The sequence below is a fragment of the Streptomyces sp. NPDC038213 genome, from assembly GCF_055600495.1.
This window is the reverse complement of sequence record NZ_JBVJYM010000019.1, coordinates 79,773-100,085: the sequence shown is the minus strand read 5'-3', so window position 1 is coordinate 100,085 and position 20,313 is coordinate 79,773. Positions and strand designations below refer to the sequence as shown.

At 74.6% G+C, this 20,313-nt stretch carries 20 protein-coding genes and 1 pseudogene; 8 read left to right on the top strand and 13 right to left on the bottom strand.

Annotated elements, in window-relative coordinates:
• Positions 1–56 precede the first annotated feature (56 nt).
• Together ACZ7JZ_RS24140 and ACZ7JZ_RS24135 are read right to left on the bottom strand one after the other, a co-directional pair.
• Positions 57–737, bottom strand: a complete 681-nt coding sequence (locus ACZ7JZ_RS24140; protein WP_470942741.1) for an HAD family hydrolase — start codon at positions 735–737, stop codon at positions 57–59.
• A 179-nt stretch (positions 738–916) separates the two neighbouring features.
• A complete protein-coding gene (locus tag ACZ7JZ_RS24135) occupies positions 917–2,422 on the bottom strand; it encodes a cytochrome P450 (protein WP_470942740.1) in 1,506 nt (501 codons plus the stop codon).
• Positions 2,423–2,685: 263 nt separating this feature from the next.
• On the opposite strand from ACZ7JZ_RS24135, the gene ACZ7JZ_RS24130 reads away from it, so the two are divergent.
• Positions 2,686–3,417 (top strand): hypothetical protein, encoded by a 732-nt coding sequence (locus tag ACZ7JZ_RS24130; RefSeq protein ID WP_470942737.1) that lies wholly within the window; start codon positions 2,686–2,688, stop codon positions 3,415–3,417.
• Between the two features lie 678 nt (positions 3,418–4,095).
• Positions 4,096–5,106 (top strand): TIGR03557 family F420-dependent LLM class oxidoreductase, encoded by a 1,011-nt coding sequence (locus ACZ7JZ_RS24125; RefSeq protein ID WP_470942735.1) that lies wholly within the window; start codon positions 4,096–4,098, stop codon positions 5,104–5,106.
• A 36-nt stretch (positions 5,107–5,142) separates the two neighbouring features.
• On the opposite strand, the gene ACZ7JZ_RS24120 is transcribed toward ACZ7JZ_RS24125, so the two are convergent.
• Positions 5,143–5,913, bottom strand: a complete 771-nt coding sequence (locus ACZ7JZ_RS24120) for a tetratricopeptide repeat protein (RefSeq protein WP_470942733.1) — start codon at positions 5,911–5,913, stop codon at positions 5,143–5,145.
• A gap of 135 nt (positions 5,914–6,048) precedes the next feature.
• Here ACZ7JZ_RS24120 and ACZ7JZ_RS24115 point away from each other — a divergent pair, with 135 nt between their 5' ends.
• The gene (locus ACZ7JZ_RS24115; protein ID WP_470942731.1) at positions 6,049–6,432 is read left to right on the top strand and encodes a hypothetical protein; all 384 of its coding nucleotides are present in this window, start codon (positions 6,049–6,051) and stop codon (positions 6,430–6,432) included.
• Here ACZ7JZ_RS24115 and ACZ7JZ_RS24110 read toward each other — a convergent pair.
• The 5 genes from ACZ7JZ_RS24110 to ACZ7JZ_RS24090 form a co-directional block, all read right to left on the bottom strand.
• The gene (locus tag ACZ7JZ_RS24110) at positions 6,383–7,429 is read right to left on the bottom strand and encodes a DNA topoisomerase IB (RefSeq protein ID WP_470942729.1); all 1,047 of its coding nucleotides are present in this window, start codon (positions 7,427–7,429) and stop codon (positions 6,383–6,385) included. The genes ACZ7JZ_RS24115 and ACZ7JZ_RS24110 overlap by 50 nt on opposite strands.
• Before the next feature lie 56 nt (positions 7,430–7,485).
• Positions 7,486–8,706 (bottom strand): zinc-dependent alcohol dehydrogenase, encoded by a 1,221-nt coding sequence (locus tag ACZ7JZ_RS24105; protein ID WP_470942727.1) that lies wholly within the window; start codon positions 8,704–8,706, stop codon positions 7,486–7,488.
• A 170-nt stretch (positions 8,707–8,876) separates the two neighbouring features.
• The gene (locus tag ACZ7JZ_RS24100) at positions 8,877–9,458 is read right to left on the bottom strand and encodes a cysteine hydrolase family protein (RefSeq protein WP_470942725.1); all 582 of its coding nucleotides are present in this window, start codon (positions 9,456–9,458) and stop codon (positions 8,877–8,879) included.
• Positions 9,458–10,183: a DUF6766 family protein gene (locus tag ACZ7JZ_RS24095; RefSeq protein WP_470942723.1), complete on the bottom strand. Its 726-nt coding sequence runs from the start codon at positions 10,181–10,183 to the stop codon at positions 9,458–9,460. Before ACZ7JZ_RS24095 ends, ACZ7JZ_RS24100 begins: the two co-directional genes overlap by 1 nt.
• Before the next feature lie 82 nt (positions 10,184–10,265).
• Positions 10,266–10,730, bottom strand: coding sequence for a hypothetical protein (locus tag ACZ7JZ_RS24090; RefSeq protein ID WP_470942721.1), 465 nt, complete (start codon positions 10,728–10,730; stop codon positions 10,266–10,268).
• Positions 10,731–10,905: 175 nt separating this feature from the next.
• Between ACZ7JZ_RS24090 and ACZ7JZ_RS24085 the strand changes: the two genes are divergently transcribed.
• Together ACZ7JZ_RS24085 and ACZ7JZ_RS24080 are read left to right on the top strand one after the other, a co-directional pair.
• The gene (locus tag ACZ7JZ_RS24085) at positions 10,906–11,664 is read left to right on the top strand and encodes a hypothetical protein (RefSeq protein WP_470942719.1); all 759 of its coding nucleotides are present in this window, start codon (positions 10,906–10,908) and stop codon (positions 11,662–11,664) included.
• On the top strand, positions 11,661–12,254 hold the full coding sequence (locus tag ACZ7JZ_RS24080; protein WP_470942717.1) for a nucleotidyltransferase domain-containing protein: 594 nt from the start codon (positions 11,661–11,663) through the stop codon (positions 12,252–12,254). The genes ACZ7JZ_RS24085 and ACZ7JZ_RS24080 overlap by 4 nt, the downstream gene beginning before the upstream one ends.
• A gap of 8 nt (positions 12,255–12,262) precedes the next feature.
• Here ACZ7JZ_RS24080 and ACZ7JZ_RS24075 read toward each other — a convergent pair whose 3' ends face one another.
• Positions 12,263–12,490: a hypothetical protein gene (locus ACZ7JZ_RS24075; protein ID WP_470942715.1), complete on the bottom strand. Its 228-nt coding sequence runs from the start codon at positions 12,488–12,490 to the stop codon at positions 12,263–12,265.
• Positions 12,491–12,539: 49 nt separating this feature from the next.
• Positions 12,540–13,061 (bottom strand): MarR family winged helix-turn-helix transcriptional regulator, encoded by a 522-nt coding sequence (locus ACZ7JZ_RS24070; RefSeq protein ID WP_470942713.1) that lies wholly within the window; start codon positions 13,059–13,061, stop codon positions 12,540–12,542.
• Between the two features lie 166 nt (positions 13,062–13,227).
• Between ACZ7JZ_RS24070 and ACZ7JZ_RS24065 the strand changes: the two genes are divergently transcribed.
• Both ACZ7JZ_RS24065 and ACZ7JZ_RS24060 read left to right on the top strand, forming a co-directional pair.
• Positions 13,228–13,722 (top strand): GNAT family N-acetyltransferase, encoded by a 495-nt coding sequence (locus ACZ7JZ_RS24065; protein WP_470942711.1) that lies wholly within the window; start codon positions 13,228–13,230, stop codon positions 13,720–13,722.
• A gap of 161 nt (positions 13,723–13,883) precedes the next feature.
• Positions 13,884–14,882: pseudogene (locus ACZ7JZ_RS24060) on the top strand (glycoside hydrolase family 26 protein); the annotation flags it as partial.
• Positions 14,883–15,311: 429 nt separating this feature from the next.
• Here ACZ7JZ_RS24060 and ACZ7JZ_RS24055 read toward each other — a convergent pair.
• The 3 genes from ACZ7JZ_RS24055 to ACZ7JZ_RS24045 all read right to left on the bottom strand — a co-directional run bounded on the left by ACZ7JZ_RS24055 (position 15,312) and on the right by ACZ7JZ_RS24045 (position 17,713).
• Positions 15,312–15,524, bottom strand: a complete 213-nt coding sequence (locus tag ACZ7JZ_RS24055; RefSeq protein ID WP_470942709.1) for a DUF6458 family protein — start codon at positions 15,522–15,524, stop codon at positions 15,312–15,314.
• A 171-nt stretch (positions 15,525–15,695) separates the two neighbouring features.
• A complete protein-coding gene (locus ACZ7JZ_RS24050) occupies positions 15,696–16,364 on the bottom strand; it encodes a response regulator (protein ID WP_470942806.1) in 669 nt (222 codons plus the stop codon).
• A gap of 89 nt (positions 16,365–16,453) precedes the next feature.
• Positions 16,454–17,713: a sensor histidine kinase gene (locus ACZ7JZ_RS24045; RefSeq protein ID WP_470942707.1), complete on the bottom strand. Its 1,260-nt coding sequence runs from the start codon at positions 17,711–17,713 to the stop codon at positions 16,454–16,456.
• A gap of 346 nt (positions 17,714–18,059) precedes the next feature.
• Between ACZ7JZ_RS24045 and ACZ7JZ_RS24040 the strand changes: the two genes are divergently transcribed.
• The gene (locus ACZ7JZ_RS24040) at positions 18,060–20,312 is read left to right on the top strand and encodes an MMPL family transporter (RefSeq protein WP_470942705.1); all 2,253 of its coding nucleotides are present in this window, start codon (positions 18,060–18,062) and stop codon (positions 20,310–20,312) included.
• The last annotated feature ends 1 nt before the right edge of the window (position 20,313 follow it).

Sequence of the window (20,313 nt, the reverse complement as noted above, 5' to 3'; positions counted from 1 at the left end):
ACTGGCGTTGCTCGGGCGGTGAATCGGCGGTTTGGGTGGGAGGCCCGGGGGGCGGGTTAGTGGGGGGTGAAGGGGGTGGTGCGGAGGTGGGTGAGGAGGTCTGCGGGGGTTGCGTAGGTGGAGGTGGCGCCTGCGTTGGTCAGGGATGGGTGGGGGATGCCGCCGCATAGGAGGGCTATCGGGGGGACGCCGGCTCGGGTCGCGGACTTCATGTCCCAGGTGGAGTCGCCCACGAAGACCGCGTCTTGGGCGGAGGCTTCGGCGAGGGTGAGGGCGTGGTGGACGGGGTCGGGGGACGGTTTGCCCTCCTCCACGTCGTCCGAGGAGGCCGTGGCGTGGATCGCGTCGTCCGCGTCGATGGCCTTGCGGAGTGCGTCCAGTTCCGTGCTCGTGGCCGAGGTGACCAGGACTACGCGCCAGCCGCGGCGGGCCAGTTCGCGCAGGAGGTCGGCCGCGCCCTCCTGGGGGGCCAGGCGGTCGAAGTAGGTGGCGTAGAGGGCGTCGTGGGCCGCGGTCAGGCGGTCGTTCTCGGAGGGGTCGTGGGCGTCGCCCAGGAGGTGGGCCAGGAGGTCTTCGCCGGGGAGGCCGATCGCGTGGTGGATGTCGTGCATGGCCACGCGGTGGCCGGCCTGGCGCAGGGCCTCCCACCAGCTGGTGACGTGCAGGTGGTTGGTGTCGGTGAGGGTGCCGTCCACGTCGAAGAGGGCGGCGCGGGGGGACGGGCTGGGCTGGGGCACGGGGTCACCTGCCGGGACGGGGCCGATGGGCCGGGCTGCGGCGCTTGCTCTCGGGGCGGTCCGCGGTGGAGCGGCCGTGGGGGTGGAAGCGTTGTACGGGTGCGTGGAACTGCTCGTGGGCGGGGCTCCGGAGGTGCGTGGGCGGGTGGGGGTGGTGGAGGTGGGGGTCGGGGTGGTGGTTAGGGGTGGGGGGCGTTGCGGGCATGGGAGGGCCTTTGGGGGGTGGGGAGGGAGAGGAGGAAGCCGCTGCGGGGGCGGGTCGGGACTCGGGTCAGGGGGATGCGCAGGTCCTGGTGGGCGGGGGTGCGGGTGGTGGAGAGCAGGCTCGCGAGGGGTTGGGCCAGGGCTGCCAGGACGGTGACCGTGATGTCCTCGCCGGGGCAGCGGTGGCCCGTACGGGCGTCTCCCCCGCCTTGCGGGATCAGGGTGTCGGGGGCCGGCTCCCGGTGGAGGAAGCGGAGGGGGTCGAAGTGGTAGGGGTCGGGCCAGATGTCGGGGTCGTGCAGGTGGCCGTAGACGTCCAGGAGGACGAGGGAGTGCTCCGGGATGCGCCGGCCTTCGAAGGTCAGGTCGCGCGCTGCCAGGCCGCCGACGAAGGGGACGAAGGGGTAGAAGCGGCGGACTTCGTGGGCGAAGGCGCGGGCGAGAGGGGAGGACGTCCGGGGGATGTGGGGGGTGGGGTGGGTTGGGTGGGTTGGGTGGGTTGGGGGGATCGGGGCTGAGGGGGTTCGGGGGTCGGGTTCGGCAGGGGTGGGGTGGTGGGTGTGGTCCGGCTCGGGGGCGGCGGCGTTCTCGGGGCAGCGGGCGGGGCCTCGGTCCGGGGTGGACTCGCGGAGGTCGCGGGTGAGGGCCGGGTCGCGGTGGAGGGCGTGGGCGGCGAAGGTCGCGTACCAGGCGATGGCCACCGTGGGGCGGATGATGTTGAGGAGTTCCACGGCCGCGGTGTGCGGGTCGAGGAGGTTGCCCGAGGAGTCGCGGTGGCGGGCCACCGTCGCGAGGCAGGTGCGGTCCTCGTCGGCCGTCGCCGGCGGGGAGTTGCGGAAGGCCTCGACCGTACGGGCGAGGGAGGCCTCCTGCCGGGCCCGGGCCCGGCGGGCCCGCCAGTGGCGCGGGCCGGCGGTCGCGAAGCCGTCCACCATGGCCACGCAGTCCTCCGCGACCTCCCTCCCCGCGTCCTCCGGGATCGGCACCCCGACCCAGTCGCAGACGGCCAGCGCGAGGACGGCGGCCACCTCCTCGAAGAGGGGGGTGGGCGGGGGACTTGCCGGGCGGGGGCCGGGGCGGCCGGGATGGCCGGGATCGGCGGGGACTGCGGCGCGCGCGCCGATCTCGGCGTCCCAGTGGGCCAGGACGCGCTCGGCGAGGGCGTTCACCTGCCCCGGGGCGGTCAGGAGGGTCATCATCATGGTCTTGCGGACCTGGTGCGCGTCCCCGTCCAGGGTGTGTACGGCGCCACGGCCGAACAGGGTGTCCAGGACCGGTCCCGGGAGCGCGCCCTGGCGCAGGACGTTCCGCTCGTCGTAGAAGAACCGCACCGCGGCCGGACCGTGCAGGAGGACCGCGGGGCGGCCCATCAGGCGGGTGGGGGTCGCGGGGGCGCTGCCGTGGCGGCGCCGGAGGGCGGGGGCCCAGGCGTAGCCGCGGGCCAGCAGGGCAAGGGTGTGGTCGATCACGGGGGACGACATGGCGCGCGCCTACCCGTCGACGGGTCCTGCACTCCCCCGCCGGGGCGCTCCCCCGGGGTGAGGGGGGACCGGACGGGGCACCCCCCGGCGCGAGCCGCGCGCGCCGTCGCCTTGAGGGGCAGGTTGGCGCTCGGGGCAGCGGGTAGGCGCGGGGCACCGCCCGGCGGTCTCGGGCTGTCGTCCCGGAGTTCTCCGTCGTAGCCCGTGCGTCCTTCGCCGCCGGGACCCCAGCCGCCGCCACCCCACCGGACCAGGGAGCTGCTGTGAGTCCCCGCCCGCGCGAGCCAGGTACGCCGCGTAACCCCCGCCGTCCCCGTGACTCCCGTATCTCCGGCCCCCGCGCCCTCCTCCGCATCTACCTGAACGACCACCTCACCTCCGCCGAGTCGACCGTGGCCCTGGCCGACCGCGCCGCGCGCGCCCACCGGGGCAGGGCGCTCGGACCGCCGCTCACCGCCCTGTGCCAGGAGCTCGCCGAGGACCGGGAGGCCCTGCGGCGCATCATGGGCGACCTCGGGATCCCCGTGTCCCGCGGCCGCCTGGCCCTCGGGCGGCTGGCCGAGCGGGCCGGGCGGCTCAAGCTCAACGGGCACCTGGTCACCCGCTCCCCGCTCAGCGACCTCCTCGAACTGGAGGGCCTGCGGCTCGGCACCGAGGGCACGGCCTGCGCCCTGCGCACGCTCCAGGCGCTGGCCGGCGGCGGCGACGCGCGGGTGGACACCGCCGAGGTGCAGCGGCTGCTGGACCGCGCCGAGGAGCGGGTGCGGCAGTTGGAGGGGATGCGCGGCGAAGGGGTGGTACGGGTCTTCGGTCCGGGCGCTTCCCCGGACACCGTCGCCACTGTCGCCACTTCGGTTCAAGGAGGTCCGGGAGAGCGGGCACGACCGGAGGAAGCGGAACCTTTCGAGGGGGCGGCCGACCAGGGGCCCGTACCCCCGCCGGGCCCCGGCTTTCCCGCCGGACCAGGCGGCGGGTGCGGGCCGCTCCCGCCTTGAGGGGGCCCGTGGAGGAAGGCCGGCCCGGGCCGACCGAGGGGCGGGACCGGAGAGCGGGGCCGTGTGCCGGGTACGTGGCCGGGTAGGGGCCCGGTGCGGGGTGCGGTCCCGGCCATCAAGGGCTGCGACGGGGGCCGCACCCCGCCCGGTGCTGCACGGGCCGGGGGTGGGGTCCGGGGCTGGGGGGCCGTACCCGTCGCGCCCGTCGCCCGGCGTTTCAAGTGGCTGGCGGCGAGCAGGCGCGGAGGGCAGTAGCCCGTCGTCCTAGGAGGCTGGTCGTATGTCGGTCGCAAGGCGGAAGGGGTCCGGGGAGAAGGGGCCCGGGGAGGCGCCGGACGGTACTGGTCCGGAAGCGGGTGGGGAGGCCGCAACGGAGTCCGGGCTCGTTGCCCTGGAGCTCGGCGGGCATCCCGCCTTCAGCAGGTTGTTCCACCGCAGGCGGACCATCGGTCCGTTCCGGGCGGGAGCGCTGTGGCATATCGCGGCGCTGCTGGCCGCTCGGAGGGCGGCGCAGCAGGCAGCGGTCCAGGGTGCGCTGGAGGGCCTGCTGCGGTCTGGGCGCCTACGGGGCGACGTACCCGGGGACGGGTCCGGCTCCGGTCCCGCAGGCGATCACCGGCCCCGGCCGCGCAACCGTCCCCACCGTCCCGCGACCGGATCCGGATGAGGTGCCGCGAAATGACGAAGACCTCAATGAATTCGACGCATTCGTCGAATGCGACGAATGCGACGACCTCGTACGGATACTTCCTGTCCTCCGAGGAGTGCTCCCCGGACCGGCTGCTCGAACAGGCCCGCCGGGCCGCCGACGCCGGGTTCACGCGGCTCGCGATCTCCGACCACTTCCACCCCTGGAACGACGCGCAGGGCAACAGCCCGCTGGTCTGGTCGATGATCGGGGCGCTGTCGCAGACCGTGGACCTGCCCGTCACCACGCTCGTGACCTGCCCGACCGTCCGCCTGCACCCGGCAGTCACCGCCCAGGCCGCCGCCACCTCCAGCCGGTTGCTGAACGGCCGCTTCACCCTCGGCGTCGGTACGGGCGAAGCCCTCAACGAGCACGTCCTCGGGGACCGCTGGCCGCCCTTCGCCGAACGGGCCGCGATGCTGGAGGAGGCGGTGGAGGTGATGCGGAAACTGTTCACGGGCGAGCAGATCAGCCACCGCGGGCAGTACTACACCGTCGAGAACGCCCGCCTGTACACCGCCCCCCGCGGGGGCCGGATCCCCATCCCGGTCTCGGCGTTCGGCCCGAACGCCGCCGCACTCGCCGGCCGCATCGGGGACGGCTGCGTGCTCATGGGCCCCGACGAGGAGACCATCGGGGTGTTCCGGGAGTCGGGCGGGGCCGGGAAGCCGGTGATCGGCGGGCTGAAGGTGTGCTGGGGCCCGGACCGGGAGGCCGCGGTCGACACGGCGTACCGCCTGTGGCCCACCGAGCACCTGCCCGGCGAGCTGAACCAGATCCTCCCGACCCCGGCGCACTTCGAGCAGGCGAGCACGCTGGTCACCCGGGAGCAGGTCGCGGACGGCGTGCCGTGCGGCGACGACCTGGAGGAGCACGTGTCGGCGATCCGGGCCTACGCGGACGCGGGCTTCGACGAGGTGTACGTCGGCCAGATCGGCCCGGACGACGAGGCCTTCTTCGCCGCGTACGGGGAGAAGGTGCTGCCCGCCCTGACACGTTGAGGGGCCGGGCAGGTGGGCTGAACATCAGTTCCGGGCTCAGGTGGGGGTGCTCTGCGGGGGCGGGTCCGGGTCAGGATCCGGGTCCGCCCCTTCCCCTCGTCGCAGCAGCTCCAGGTACCGCATGGCCGCCCGCTGGGGGCCGGCCGCGGTGCCGAGGGCCTGGTGCCAGGCGTGTTCGGCCTGTGCGGGCTCGCCCCGCTGGACGTGCATGACACCGAGGTTGACCCAGGCGAGGCCCGCCTGTTCCCGGTTGTCGGAGGCGGTCGCGAGCCCGTAGGCCGCCGCGCCCTCCGGGTCGCCGAGGGCGTTCAGGACCCCGCCGAGGTTCACGGCGGCGTACGGGGTGATGGCGGACGGACCCGCCCCGATGCAGCGGCGGTACCAGTCGCGGGCCGCCGGCAGGTCCCGGCCGCCGCAGGTCAGGGCGATCTCGTACATGGCGTGCGGCGCGTGCTCGGGGTGCCCGGAGGCCACGGCCCGCTCCCAGGCGGCGACGGCCGCCGGGGCCTCGCCCCGGTCGGCGAGCAGCCGGCCCAGGAGGAGGGCGGCCGCCGGGGCGGTCTCGGGGTGGCCCCCGTCCGCCCACTCCTCGAGGCGGGTTGCGCGTTCCGCGGGGGCGAGCAGGGCCTTGAGCGCCAGCGGGGTGACCTCGGGATCGGCCAGCCCGGAGGGCCTCCCGGGCGCCGAGCCGGTCGTCCAGGAGGCCGAGGACGCTCCCGAGGTCGAACAACAGCACCCCCTCGTCGACCCAACCCCGGGAGTCGGTCGCTCCGGTCGCTTCGGTCGCTTCGGTCGTACGCGCCGCACCCGCGGAGCCCGCCGTCCCCGGGACCTCGATCGTCCCCCGGACTTCGGTCGCTCCAGTCGCTTCGGTCGCTGCGCCCGCGCCCACTCCCGTATCCGTATCCGCCCCCGTCCCCGCCCCCGTGGGCGCAGTTGGAGGTGGCCCGCCGGACCCTGGAGGCCCAGGCCCTCGCGATGGAGCGCGACGTGCGCCGGGCCGCCTACGTCGCGTACCTGGGCCGCACCGATACCGCGCGCCGGCGGCTGCGGACCTGGCAGGACGCCCTGGGCACCACCGCGGGAGCGTCGGGCAGGGAGGCGTACGACTCCGCCATGGCCGCCGTACGGGAGGGTCTCGACATCATCCGCCTGGAGGGCCCGGACTCGGTGACGGCCCCGGCGGAGGCCCTGGAGCACGCCCTCACGAGCGGCGCCCCGGCCGCCGCACACCACGCCGCCCACCAGGCCTTCATCACCGCCGCCCGCACCGCCCTCAGTCCCGCAGCAGCCTCAGCACCGCCCGTTCCGCAGCCCCCCGCGTAGCCGGGGTGCCGAAGTCGGCGTCCTCGCCGAGGCGGGCCAGGGCCGGGGCGATGGTGACGCCCTCCTCGTAGCGTTCGAAGACCAGCGGGTCGATGTACGAGGCGCGGCAGACGGCAGGGGTGTTGCCCAGGTAGTGGCTGACCTCGCGGACGGCCCGCGCCATCGCCCGCTTGCGGACGGCCGCGCTGCCGTCGGAGGTGCGGGCGGACACGGCGAGGGCGACGGCCGCGAGCACGGTGGCGTGCCAGGTGCGGAAGTCCTTGGCGGTGATGTCCCGGCCGGAGCGTTCGCGCAGGTAGGAGTTGAGGTCCTCGGCCCGTACCTCGTGCCAGGTACGGCCCTCCCGGTACGCGAACAGCCGCGGCCCCGGCTCGGGGCGCCGCAGCAGGGCCCGTACGACGGCCAGCGCGTCCGCGTCGACCAGGGCCCGGCTCTGCCGCTTGCCCGACTTGGCCGGGAAGTCGAGGCAGACCTCGCCCCGGCCGGGGCAGGCGGCGTGTTCGCGGAGCAGGGTGGTGAGGCCGTAGCTGTCGTTGGTGCGGGCGTAGCGCTCGCCGCCGATCCGGAAGAAGCCGAGGTCGAGGAGGCGGGCGGCGCAGGCGAGGACCCGGTCGCGGGTCAGCCCGCGCCCGCCGAGGTCCTCGGCGACGGCGGCGCGCAGCCGGGGCAGGGCGCGGGCCACCTGCCGTACGTGCGCGTGCTTGGCGGCGTCCCGCTGCTCCCGGAAGAGCGGGTGGTAGAGGTACTGGCGGCGGCCGGCCGCGTCGGTGCCGAGGGCCTGGACGTGCCCGTTGGGCCAGGGGCAGATCCACACGTCCTCCCAGGCGGGCGGGATGGCCAGGGCGCGGATCCGCTCGCGCTCGGCCGCGTCCACCGGCTCGCCCGCGGGGTCGAGGTAGCGGAAACCCCTCCCGTGCCGGACGCGGCGCAGGCCGGGGCGGTGGGGGTCGCTGGTGCGCAGGCGGGGGCGGGGCGGCTGGCGCCGACGGGAACTCACGGATCCATCCTCGGGCCGGCCGGGCCGCCCCGCCTCCCCTTCACCGCTCCCCGCGCTCATGGCACGAGGAGCGTCTTGATCATCCCGTCCTCCTTGGCCTGGAAGCGGGCGTAGGCCTCCGGGGCCTGGTCCAGCGGCAGCGTGTGCGTCGCGAAGCCCTCCACGCCCAGGGGGTCCTCGTCGTTGAGCAGCGGCAGGATCTCGTCCGTCCAGGCGCGTACGTTCGCCTGGCCCATGCGCAGCTGGATCTGCTTGTCGAACATGGTCAGCAGGGGCATCGGGTCGACGGCCCCGCCGTAGACCCCGGACACGGAGACGGTGCCGCCGCGGCGGACCATGCCGATGGCGGTGTGCAGGGCGGCGAGGGGGTCGGCTCCGGCCCGTTCCATGAGGGGCCGGGCCAGGGCTCCGGGGAGCCGGGCGGTGGCCTTCTGCGCGAGGGAGGCGGCGGTACTGCCGTGGGCCTCCATGCCGACGGCGTCGATGACGGCATCGGTGCCGCGCCCGGCGGTGAGCTCGCGGACGGCGTCCACGAGGCCGTGGTCGGCACTGCCCCCACCGTCTCCGCCACGCCCTCCCCCGTGCTCGCGCAGGTCGAGGACGTGCACCCCGGCGCTCCTGGCCCGTTCCAGCCGGGCGTCCACGAGGTCCACGCCGACGACGAGGCCCGCCCCGCGCCGCTGGGCTATCCGGGCGCACATCTGCCCGATCGGGCCGAGCCCGAGGACGGTGACGGAGCCGCCCGGGGCGATATCGGCGTACTCGACGGCCTGCCAGGCGGTGGGCAGCACGTCGGACAGGTACACGAACCGCTCGTCGGGAGGCCCCTCCGGCACCTTCACCGGCAGCGTGTCCCCGAACGGCACCCGCAGGTACTCGGCCTGCCCGCCCGGGACCTGTCCGTACAGCTTGGTGTACCCGAAGAGCGCCGCGCCCTTGCCGTACGCGCGCACCTGCGTGGTCTCGCACTGCGAGTGCAGCCCGCGGTCGCACATGAAGCAGTGGCCGCAGGAGATGTTGAACGGTACGACCACCCGGTCCCCCGGCTGGAGGGTCCGCACCTCGGATCCGGTCTCCACGACCACCCCCATCGCCTCGTGCCCGAGCACGTCCCCCGGATCGAGGTACGCGCCGAGGACGGCGTACAGGTGCAGGTCGGAGCCGCAGATACCGGTGGAGGTGACCTTGATGACGATGTCGGTGGGATCCTCGATGCGGGGATCGGGCACGGTCTCGACACGGACGTCCTCGCGGCCCTGCCAGGTCAGTGCGCGCATGGGTGCCTCCTTCGGGGCCTCGGGCGGGGCAGACGGTCCAGCCGTCCCATGGATGCGGCTGCCCGCTGCCCGCCCGTACATGCCCGTACACGCCGGGTGTGAGGGGCCGGCCGGGGTGTGCAGGGTCCCCGCCCCTCACCCCTGCCTCTTGCGCCCCTCCGCCCTCCCCCTCAGCGGAAGTGGTCGGCGGCCCTCGTGACGGCGGCCCCCATGTTCCGCTCCATCATCTGCAGCGCGGCCCGGGCGAGGTCCTCGTGGATGTGGGCGACGGCGTCCGCGGGGACGGCGACCTCCAGGTGGCGCACGTGCGCGTCGAGCGCGGAGTACAGCACGCACTGCTCGGTGACCTGCCCGGTGAGGACGAGCCTGCGGACGCCGAGGGTACTGAGGAGGTACGCGAGCGGGGTCTCGTAGAACACCGAGTGGCGGGCCTTCACCACGAACAGCGAGTCCTCCTCCGGCAGCACCGGGCGCACCAGCTCGGGGCGGCGGCCGGAGAGCGCCGCCTCTGCCAGTTCGCCGTGGTGGGAGCGCCACCGGCCGAAGTTGTCGTTCGCGTAGACCACCGGGACCCCGCGTGCGCGGGCCCGTTCCAGCAGGCCCACGAGCGGCGGCAGGATCCGTTCGACCTGCTCCGCCAGGCGGTCGGCGTCCTCGTGCTCGTACGTGTTGATCATGTCGATGACGACCAGGGCGGTGTCGCCTTCGCCCTTCGGATCCGCCTGCGCCCCCGGTTCGACCGCTACCCCCATCAGCCCTCCACCCCCGTGGCCGCATGCGGGGCGCCGACGGGTTTGGACTCCGGTGAGCCGCGCTGGCGCAGGTAGACGGAGAGGATGACCATGGCGGCGACGGCGAGGAGTTCGGACTGCCAGTTCTGGAGGGTGCGGCTCCAGAAGTCCGGCCGGGAGAGGTACGAGAGCCAGCCCACCGGGTCCTGGAGCTGCCGCAGCCGCTGCTCGTCGTACGCCGCCCGGCCCGCGACCGACTGGGCCGCCCACGAACCGAGGAACAGGCAGCCCATGACCAGGCCCAGGGAGCGGGAGTAGACCCGCTGCCGCCAGTCCCGGGTACCCGCCCACTTGGGCGAGTCCGCCTCCGCGTGCGCACCGATCCGCTGCTCGCGGTCGCTCTCCGTGCCGACCTTGTGGAGCTCCTTCGACTCGGGCGAACCGCGCTGGACCAGCCACACCGTCCCGAAGATGAACAGGAAGAACTGGAGGAACTCCGACTGCCAGTTCTCGGTGACGTCCACGGCGAAATCGGAGGTCGTGAGGTACTCGGCCAGCCCGATCTGCTGGAAGCCCTCCACGTCCAGCTGGTCGTTGAACTCGGCGTGTCCGGCGAAGGCCTGCCCGGCCAGCACCAGCAGGAAGCCGATCCCGAAGGCCAGGGTCAGGCTGTTGTCCCGCCAGAACCCGCGCCGCTGCCCCTTCTCCGCTCCCCCGCCCTTGCCACTCCCCTTCCCGCCGCTCACCGGTGCATCGCCCCGATCGCGGTGAAGTACGCCAGCCCGCCGACCACCGCGACGAGACAGGCCACGAAAAGGAACCTCATCCTCAACCGCCTCCGTGCAACTCGCAGCGGTACGGCCGCTGCCCGCCCTGCGGCTCGCACCCGGCCGCGACCACCTTCCAGCCGCCGTCGAACTGCGAGACGAACACCGTGTCCGCGTCGAAGCGCAGCAGCCCCTGCCGCCCGTACACCTCGGTCTCGCGTACCGCACCCGCCGCGAGCGGCGACTCCCCGGCCACCGCCGGCAGCGCCCGCACGCACTCCGCGCCCTCCCCCTGCTCCAACTCCTCCAGCGTCCCGGGCGCCAGCAGCCCGCAGGCCCGCACCCACTCCCCGGCGGCGGCAGCCCTCCCGAACTCCTCACCGGCCCCCCGCGCCCCCTCCACCCGCCCCGCGGGCGCCCCGCACCCGGCACACGCCAGCAGCACCCCGACGACACCGGCCCACACCAGCCCCCGTACAGCCCTTCCCACCGCCACCTCCGCCTTCGCCTTCGCCTTCGCCTCCACCAGGGAACACCGCGACCGGCCACAACGTACGCCTGCTCCCCGCCTACCCCGCGCCCTCCCGGACCGCCCCGCCGACACCCACCCGACCGGCCCACCCGACCGGATCCGGCCGCCCTCACCGGCCGTCCGCCGAAGGCACTGGAGCCCGCCCCACCCCCTGTGATGAGCTGGCCCCATGAACGAGTCCGAGAAGGCCCCTGCCGCGACCACCGAAACGATCAAGGTGCCGGAACACCTCCACGGGTACCCGGGGGTGGCCTTCGGCGGCTACGTGGCGGGCCTGCTCGCCGTCCGCGCGGCCGCGCAGCCGGTACGGGTCGACTTCCGGCGCCCGGTCCCCACCGAGCAGCCCGTCCTCCTGTCCACCACCGCCGAGGGCGGCTGCGCACTCACTTCGGGCGAAACCCTCCTGGCCCTCGCCACCCCCGCGGCTGCCCTCGGGACCACCCCGGCCGCCGCCACCCCCCGGCCCCCCACCTGGGACGAGGCCCTGGCCGCCGCCGAGGCCTACCGCGCCGCGCCGCCGCCCGGCCAGGTCGACTGCTTCGGCTGCGGCCTCGACCGCACGCCGGCCACCGGACTGCGCCTGCACTGCGGTACGGTCCCCGGCCGCGACCTGGTCGCCACCGCCTGGACCCCCGCCCCCGACCTGGCCGGCCCGGACGGGCTGCTGCCCCCCGAACTGGTCTGGGGCGCCCTCGACTGCCCCGGCAACGCCGCCGGCCGCCTCCTCGACGCCCGCCCCGCCGGCGCCGTCACGGCCTCCCTCACCGCCCGCCTCCTGCGCCCGGTCCCGGCCGCCACCCCCCTGGTCTCCTACTCCTGGCTGCTCACCAGCGAAGGCCGCAAATACACCGTCGGCACCGCCCTGGCCACCGCCACCGGCGAACTCTGCGCCACCGCCGAGGCCCTCTGGATCCAGCCGCGCTCATGACCGACGCCCCCGGCACCCGCCACCACCAGCTCCGAGCCCACCTCCACCCCCACACGAAGGGAGCAGCTCAGCTCCACCTGATCGGCCAGACGGCAGAACTGGCGGCGGCGCTCGGCGTGGAGCTGTGGCTGCGCGGCGGGTGGGCCCCGGACTTCTTCCGCGGGCAGATGACCCGCGACCACGAGGACGTCGACTGGTTCGCCCGGGCCGAGGACGCCCCCGCGCTGGCCGCCGCCCTGCTGCGCTCCGGACACCTGCTCCAGTCCACCGGCGCACCCGCCGACCAGCAGCTCGACTTCCTCAAGGACGGCGTGGAGAGCAGCTTCGCCCTGCTGGCCAAGGACTCGTCCGGGCGGGTCGTGGTCGCAGGCGGCCCCTGGGCCGGGGAGCCGTGGCCGGCGGACATGCTCGACGGCCCGGTCGGCGGCCTGGGCTCCGTACGCTGCCGGATCATCGCGCCCCGTGCGCAGATCGAGATCAAGCGGATGATGCCGGTGTGGGTACCGGGCCGCCCCCGCCGTACAAAGGACGCCGAGGACATCGCCCGACTGGAAGCGGCCCTCACGGCGAACGCCCCGCTCCAAGCCTGAACGCCCCTTCAGCGACCACCCACCGGGCTCCACCGAAACCAGTAGTCGAGCCCCCCGACCCGGTAGCGGGCACCGGCGGCCCAGCGCAGCTCGGCCACCAGCCGCCACTGCCGCTCGCCCGCCGGTTCCCGGCCCCTGCGGTGGCTCGCGGTGCGGGGCCGTCGTACCACTCCAACTCGGCGTACGCGCTCGAAGCCGACCCCGGTCAGCTGTTCCCCGTCCCAGCTGTCGGCCATCCGCGCTACCGGCCGGCGGACGACAGCCCTCCGGCGCCCTTCCTGCTCCTCAGCGCCGTATGCCCGCCAGTTCCCGGTTCATCGCGGCCAGGAACCGCACCACCACGTGCAGCTCGTCCGCGTCGAACCCCCCGCACACGTCCCGCGTGGCCGCCGCCAGCGGCCGGAAGTACTCGCGGGCCGCGATCCGGCCCGCGGGCGCGTAGTGGAGGTGCACGACGCGCCGGTCGTCGGCGGCGCGGACCCGGTGGATGTGCCCGGCCTTCTCCAGGCGGTCCAGGCAGGCGGTCACCGCGCCGGAGGTCAGGTTCATCTTCTGCCGCAGCCGCCCGGGCGTCATCGGCCCCTCCTCCCCGCTCCCGCCCCCGGTCTCCTCCCCCGCGTCGAGGATCGCGATGAGGGCCTGCACGTCGGTCAGGTGGAGGCCCTGGGCGTGGGCGAACTCCTGGGAGATGCGGTTGAACTCCGCGTTCAGCCCGCGCAGCAACACGGCGAACGACTGCAGCCCGAGCGCAGGGTCACCGCCGCCTTCGGCGGCGGGCGGGGTCGTGGAGCGGTCTGGCCTCGGCATCCCCCCAGCATAAGATCCCTCAACCATCGAGAGACTTCCCCGCCGGGTCAGGACGACCCGGGCACCATGTCTGCGCCGCGGGCCCCCGAAAAACCCCTACGCCTCCCCGCACACCCCCGCGTATAAAGGCGCTGACCACCCTGCCCCACACCAGAACCAAGGACAGATGAGCCGACCGACCGACGCAGTCCCCACCGACCGCCTGAACCGCCCCGTGACCCTGGAGGAGATCACGGACGACAACTGGCGCGCGGTCGCGGACGTGGCCCCGGCCGACGAGCAGCGCCCGTACGTCGCCGCGCTCGCCGCCCGCTACCTCCTGCTCTCGATGCGCGGCGGGGTCTGGAACTCCCTCGGCATCCGCGCCGGCGGGGAGATCGCCGGCCACGTCATGTGGGCGTACGACGAGGAGGACGGCGCCCACTGGATCGGCGGCATGATCGTCAACGCCCCCGAGCAGGGCACCGGCGTCGGCCGGGCGGCCGTACGCGCCCTGATCCGCCGCCTCTCCGCCCTCCCGGACTGCCGCGAGATCCGCCTCTCCTACCACCCGGCGAACACCCCGGCCGCCCGCCTCTACGCCTCCCTCGGCTTCACGCCCACGGGCGACCACGAGGACGAGGAGCTCGTCGCCTCCCGCCACCCGGACCAGGCGGCCTGACCCCTGTCCTCACCCCCGCCCCCTCCCCCTCACCCGTGCGGCCCCACACCCACCCCCTCTCCCGCGAACGGCCCAGCATCCGCCCCCCGAACAGGCCGTACCGCAACAAGCCCCCTAACGTCGCAGCCGTACGCACCCGCAGCAACGTCCATGGAGGCACCATGCGCCGTCGGAGCCGCCGGAGCCGTCGGCTGGTGGGCGCCTGGGCGAGCACGGTCACCGCCGCCCTCCTCCTCACCGCAGGCTCCCTGCCCCCACCCCCACCCCGCGCGGCACCCGCACCCACCCCACCCCCCACCGCCGTGGGCGCCTACCTCCACTACGGCTCCCCCGGCGTGGACCGCATGCAGGCGCTCTCCCGCTGGCTCGGCGGCGCCGAACTGCGCGCCGGCCACACGTACCTCCCCGGCGACACCTGGGCCAACATCGAGGGCGCCCCTGATTCGCTGCGCACCTGGGCGCGGTGGCGCAAGGCACGGGCCGACCGGCTGTTCGTCCTGAACGTCCCCATGCTGGAGCGCAACGAGGCCGGGTACCCCGACGACCGGGTCGCCGAACTCCTCCACGCGGGCGCGGAGGGCACGTACGACCACCACTTCCACCGCCTCGCCAAACGACTGGTCGCCCTGGGCCTGCCGGACACCGTCCTCGTCCTCGGCTGGGAGATGAACGGCTTCAACTACACCCACCGCTGCCGCCCCAACCCCGAGGCCTGGAAGGAGTACTGGCGCCGCATCGTCTCCGCCATGCGATCCGTCCCCGGCCAGGCCTTCCGCTTCGACTTCGCCCCCAACCGCGGCAGCGACGCGATCGCCTGGACCCGCTGCTACCCGGGCGACGACGTGGTCGACATCATCGGCATGGACTCGTACGACCAGCCGCCGGGCCGCACCTTCGACGAACACATCACCCAGCCGTACGGCCTCCAACACCAGGTCGACTTCGCGCGCACCCACGGCAAACAGCTCTCGTACCCGGAATGGGGCCTCTTCCGCCACGGCGACAACCCCGAATACGTCCGCCGCATGCTCGCCTGGTTCAAAAAACACCGCCCGCTCTACCAGAGCATCACGGACTACTGCCCCCACGGCGTCTGGCAATGCACCAAAAACCCCCACTCAACCAAAGCCTTCAAAACCTCCCTGACCCCCAAGAAGCCCCACCTCTAACCCCCACCCCCGCGTGCGCGGGGAGCAGAGCGGATGACCAGCAGCTTTAGATGGGGGACAGTGGGTTTTTGGGTACTTTCGCGGATTCCCCTTCGGGAGTTAGGTGGGGGAGTGCCGGGCGCGTAGTGGGGGCAGGGTGGTCTCAGGCAAGAGGGGCGGGTCGTTGGGGGGGTTCTGGGGAGGCGGCGGGCCTGGGCATCGGCACATGGTCGAGTCGGGCAGCCTTGCGCCGCCGGGGGTAGTGAGGGAAGCCCCTCTCGGCTGCGATGGCTCGGGGGCGCCCCCCGGAGGGGATGCGTCGTGCAGGCGGTACGGTCCCGCAGGCACGGCCGGGCCGGTTTTCCGGCCGCTCTCCCCACCCCGTGCGCGCCGGGGTCGTCCCGATACCGCCGCCACCCGCCCGCCGCGCGGGCTCACGGCTCAGTGGTGGTGGGTCTCGTCGACCACCGGGAGGGCCGCCGGGGTGCGGCGGCGGCGCAGGACGCTTGCGTACACCGCGAGGCCCAGCAGGCCGGCGGCCATCATGATCAGGCCGACGGCGTCCAGGTTGACGCTCTCCATCTTCCAGTCGCTCGCGAAGGTGAGGACGGCCCCCACCACGATCAGGGCGATGCAACCGCCTATGCCGGCCATGAGTGTGCCTCCTGTCGGGCGGGGAGTCGGGGCTTCCGTTCGGTGACGGGGTGACGGCCCGCCAAGTGCCCGTACGTGCAAGGTCGCTGAGCGGTCGTCATACCGCGCGTCTGCCCGGTTCCGGCAGCCTGATGCGGGCCCGGGTACGGGAGTTCGCAGCGGCGCCCGGCTTCAGTGCCCGGCGGCCGTCCTGACCAGGCCCGACTCGTACGCCGCGATCACCGCTTGGGCCCGGTCCCGGACGGCGAGTTTCGCGAACAGCCCCGTGATGTGGTTCTTCACCGTCGACGGGCTGATGTCCAGCGCGGCCGCGATCTCCGTGTTGTCGAGGCCGGTGGCGATCAGCCGCCACACGTCCGTCTCGCGCGCCGTGAGGTCGCCGGCCTCCGGATCGGCGGGCGTCACCGGGTGTGCAGGGGTCCCGGCGGGGTTGCGTACGTACGAGGAGATCAGCCGGGTCAGCAGCCGCGGGGCGACGGCCGCCTCGCCCGTGTGCACCACGCGGACCGCCGCCACCAGGTCCTCCGGCGAGACGTCCTTGGGCAGGAAACCGCAGGCCCCGGCGCGCAGCGCGGCCACCACGTACTCGTCCATGTCGAAGGTGCTCAGGGCGAGCACCCGGCAGTCCGGGAGCTCCGAGGCGAGCCGCCCGGTCGCGGCCACGCCGTCGAGGACCGGCATCCGGATGTCCATGATGACCACGTCGGGGCGCAGACTGTGGGCGAGTTCGACGGCCTCAGCGCCGTCCGCCGCCTCACCGACCACCTCGAAACCGGGGTCGGGCCACAGGATCAGCGCCAGGCCCCGGCGGACGAGCGGCTGGTCGTCGGCGATCAGCACGCGGACGGGGGCGGGGACGGGGGCGGGGGCTCGTAGAGGAAGGCCCTCGGGGGGCGGGGAGGCGCTCGGGTGGGGCGCGGTCGTATCGCTCACGCCGCCCGCTCCTGCTCCCGCTCCCCCGCCGGGCCGGGCAACGCCGTACGCAGCCCAGCCCCACCAGCACCACCAGCACCAGCCCCCACACCCCGTACGCCCCCGGACCCCACCGGCAGCCGGGCCGCCACCCGGAAGCCGCCGCCCGCCACGGGACCGGCGTCCAGCGTCCCCCCGTGCAGCGCGACGCGCTCACGCATCCCCACGAGCCCGTACCCCGAGCCGGGAACCGACCCCGATCCGAGCCCGCCCCCGGCCGCCGCCCCGTCGTCGGACACGTCCACCCGTACCGCCTCCGCAGCCCCCTCCCCCTCGTACTCCAGCACCACCGCGGCCCGCGCCCCGCCCGCGTACTTGCGGGCGTTCGTCAGGGACTCCTGCACGATCCGGAAGACGGCCAGCGCCACGCTCGGCGGCAGTTCCCGCGCCTCCCCCCGGACGTCGAACGAGGTCGGCAGGCCCGCCCGGCAGGACTCGGCGACGATCCGCGGCAGGTCCCCGATCCCCGGCTGCGGGGCCTCGGGGCTACCGACGCCAGAAGCCGCCGCCACCGCCACCGCGGCCTCGTCCTCGTCCGCCCGCAGCACGTCCAGCAGCTGCCGCATCTCCCGCAGCGCCATCCGCCCGGAGCCCTCCAGCTCCACCAGGGCCTCTCGCACCACCTCGGGGTCGCCCGCCAGGTTGGCGCGGGCGCCGCCGGCCATCAGCTGCATGGTGGTGATGTGGTGCGCGACGATGTCGTGCAGTTCGCGGGCGATGCGGCGGCGTTCGGCGGCGACCGCGCGGTCGGCGAGCAGGCGGCGGTTCTCCTCGATCTCGCGCTGCCAGCGGTTCATCACCAGCGCCCCGGCCACGACGAGGGCCGCGCCGGCCGCGTTGCCCGCCAGTCCCAGCGCCGACGGCGGCCAGGTCCTCAGCCCCACGAGCGGCACCGTCACACTCACCAGGGCCGCGACGGAGGCCACCGCCGGGCCCGAGGACCGGATCACGGTGTACAGGGCGACACTGACCGCCGCGTTGAAGTGCTGCTCCATCGGCACGCTCAGGTTGAGCGCCAGCCCGGCCAGCAGGACGGCCGCCAGCGCGGCCAGCGGGGCCCGGCGCCGGGCCAGCAGCGGGAGCGCCGAGACCAGCATCAGCAGGCAGCCCAGGGCGGGCACCCGGCCCAGGTCGCTCTGGGTGGCGAGCGAGTAGCCGGTCAGGTCCACGGCCGCGGCACCGACCGCGACCAGCGCGTCGTTACGCGTCCACGGCATCCCTGGCGTCCACGGCATCTGGTTCCTCCCCCTGTCGACGCGCCGGATGTCCGGTACACCCGATCCGCCCGGAGATCCATTCTTCCACCGCGCCCCGCCGCCCCCCGCCCGCCCCCGGTCCCGTACCCGTCTGGGAGCAGGCTCCCAGAGGCGGAGGCGGCCGGTCCCCTGCTCCCACCCGCGATCTCCTCCCCGGCCCCGACGAACGGGCCCCCGCCCGCTGATGAGCTGGAACCACAGCCGGGAACCGGCCCGCAAACCCCTCGGGGAACCCGGCCGACCCACGGGAAACCAGCCCACCGGCAGCCCACCAGCAGCCCACGACCCACCCCCCGGAGGCCCCTCCGTGATCCGCGCCCTGACCGGATTCGCCACCCGCAACCCATGGCGGGTGATCGCCCTGTGGGCGGTGCTCGGCATCTCCCTGGCCGTCCTCGGCCAGGCGCTCGTCCACCGCGTCACCCAGCCCGCCGGCGGGGACTTCCTGCCCCGCTCCTACGATTCGGCCGCCGCCCTGCGCACCGCCGAGGACCACTTCGGCGTACGGCCCGACGAGAACCACGTCACCGTCCTCGTCGGCCGCGAGGACGGCAAACCCCTGACTGCCGCCGAGCACCGCCGCGTACGGGAGGCCGCCGCGCGGCTCGGCAGCAGCCGCGTGCAGATGCCCGAGCCGAAGGACGCGCCTCCGCTCCTGAACATCGACCACTCGCAGACCCCCGCCGTCAGCCCGGCCATGACCGCCCCCGACGGCAGCTTCGACCTGCTGTCCGTCCGCCTGAAGGGCAATTCCGCCGACCCCGGGATGCACGACCTGTACCGCACCTTCCGGGACCGGGCCGAGGCCGAGTTCGCCGGGAGCGGCCTGCGTACGGGCTTCACGGGGGGCCTCGCCGACACCGTGGACACCGCCGACGCGGACGCGCCCACGCAGAAGGCCGTCGGGCTGGCCATGACCGGGCTGATCGTACTGATCCACATCCTGGTGTTCCGCAGCCTCCTCGCCGCGCTCCTGCCGCTGCTCGCGGTCACGATCGTCGGCGGCGCCGCCACCGGCGCGGTCGTCGGGACCGCCCTCCTCACCGGGATCCGCCTCGACACCTCCACCCCCGGTCTCATCGGGGTCGTCCTCATCGGCATCGGCATCGACTACCTGCTCTTCCTCCTCTACCGCTTCCGCGAGGAGCTGCGGTCGCACCCCGGCCTGCCGCCGCGCGTGGTCGCGGCCCACGTCAGCGCGCGCGTCGGCACCGCCGTGACTTCCGCGGCCCTGACGATCGTGGCGGCGTTCGCGACCCTGGGCATCGCGACCTTCGGCCAGTTCCGGGTGCTCGGCCCGGCCGTCGCCGTATCCGTCCTGGTCATGCTGCTGGCCTCGCTCACCCTGATGCCCGCCCTGCTCGCGGTCACCGGCCGCCGCATGTTCTGGCCGTCCCGCGCCCTGACCCGCAGCCCGCGCCCCGGCGCCGCGGGCGCCCTCGGCAAGCTCGTCGCCCGCCGCCCGCTCGCCCTGGCCCTCGGCTCCGTGGCCCTGCTCGGCGCACTCGCCGCCGGACTCCAGGGCATCCGCATGGACTTCGGCACTACCGGTGGCGCCCACGCGACCCCGGCAGCCGCCACGGCGGCGGAGATCGCCCGCGTCCTGCCCGCCGGCGTCTCCGATCCGGCGAACGTGTACGTCACCTCCCGCGACGGCCGCCCCCTGACCACGGCCGCCCTCGGGGACCTGCCCCGCTCCCTGGCCGGCGTCGACGGCGTCGGCCGGGTCGGCACCCCCGTCCTCAGCCCGGACCGCAAGGCCGTCCGCATCGACCTCTACCTGGAGGCCGACTCCCAGACCCAGCAGGCCCGCGACCTGGTCTCCGGCCCGGTACGGGACACCGCGGCCGCCCGTACCCCCGCCGGTCTGACCGCCCACGTCGGCGGTACGGCGGCGGTCTTCGCGGACGTCTCCACGGCCGTGGACCAGGACCTGCGGCGGGTGTTCCCCGTGGCCGCCGCGCTCATCGCGCTCATCCTGCTGGTGCTGCTGCGCAGCGTGCTCGCGCCGGTCGTGCTCATGATCAGCGTCGGCCTGTGCTTCGCCGCCACCCTCGGCGCCTCCGCCCTCGTCTTCCAGCACCTGGGCGACGAGCCCGGCGTGAACTTCGTCCTCCCGCTGGTCCTGTTCCTCTTCGTCGTCGCCCTCGGCACCGACTACAACATCCTCATCAGCGACCGCATCCGCGAGGAGATGGCCCGCCCCGGCCCGGTACGGGCGGCAGTGGCCCGCGCGGTACGGCACACCGCCCCCGCCATCGCGACCGCGGGCATCGTCCTGGCCGCCTCCTTCGGCAGCCTCGCCGTCAACGCCGCCCCGTCCACCCGCCAGATCGGCTTCGCGACCGCCCTGGGCATCCTGCTGTCCGCGTTCGTCCTGTCCTCGGTCCTGGTGCCGGCAGCCGCGGTCCTCCTGGGCCGCCGCCTGTGGTGGCCCCTGCGACCGTCCGCGGACACGGAGACCGGCAACGCGGCCCCCGGGGTGTTCCCGCCGGCCCGCACGACCGACGACCGCCCGGACCACACCAACAACAGGAACCGGGCCGACCAGCTCGCCTGAC

Excerpts from the sequence above, each read along its gene's own strand:
- ACZ7JZ_RS24080 (WP_470942717.1), top strand. The coding sequence starts at position 11,661 with ATGACCGACGCCCCCGGCACCCGCCACCACCAGCTCCGAGCCCACCTC.
- ACZ7JZ_RS24105 (WP_470942727.1), bottom strand. The coding sequence starts at position 8,706 with ATGCGCGCACTGACCTGGCAGGGCCGCGAGGACGTCCGTGTCGAGACC.
- ACZ7JZ_RS24135 (WP_470942740.1), bottom strand. The coding sequence starts at position 2,422 with ATGTCGTCCCCCGTGATCGACCACACCCTTGCCCTGCTGGCCCGCGGC.
- ACZ7JZ_RS24045 (WP_470942707.1), bottom strand. The coding sequence starts at position 17,713 with ATGCCGTGGACGCGTAACGACGCGCTGGTCGCGGTCGGTGCCGCGGCC.
- ACZ7JZ_RS24085 (WP_470942719.1), top strand. The coding sequence starts at position 10,906 with ATGAACGAGTCCGAGAAGGCCCCTGCCGCGACCACCGAAACGATCAAG.
- ACZ7JZ_RS24055 (WP_470942709.1), bottom strand. The coding sequence starts at position 15,524 with ATGGCCGGCATAGGCGGTTGCATCGCCCTGATCGTGGTGGGGGCCGTC.
- ACZ7JZ_RS24065 (WP_470942711.1), top strand. The coding sequence starts at position 13,228 with ATGAGCCGACCGACCGACGCAGTCCCCACCGACCGCCTGAACCGCCCC.
- ACZ7JZ_RS24070 (WP_470942713.1), bottom strand. The coding sequence starts at position 13,061 with ATGCCGAGGCCAGACCGCTCCACGACCCCGCCCGCCGCCGAAGGCGGC.
- ACZ7JZ_RS24125 (WP_470942735.1), top strand. The coding sequence starts at position 4,096 with ATGACGAAGACCTCAATGAATTCGACGCATTCGTCGAATGCGACGAAT.
- ACZ7JZ_RS24100 (WP_470942725.1), bottom strand. The coding sequence starts at position 9,458 with ATGGGGGTAGCGGTCGAACCGGGGGCGCAGGCGGATCCGAAGGGCGAA.
- ACZ7JZ_RS24075 (WP_470942715.1), bottom strand. The coding sequence starts at position 12,490 with ATGGCCGACAGCTGGGACGGGGAACAGCTGACCGGGGTCGGCTTCGAG.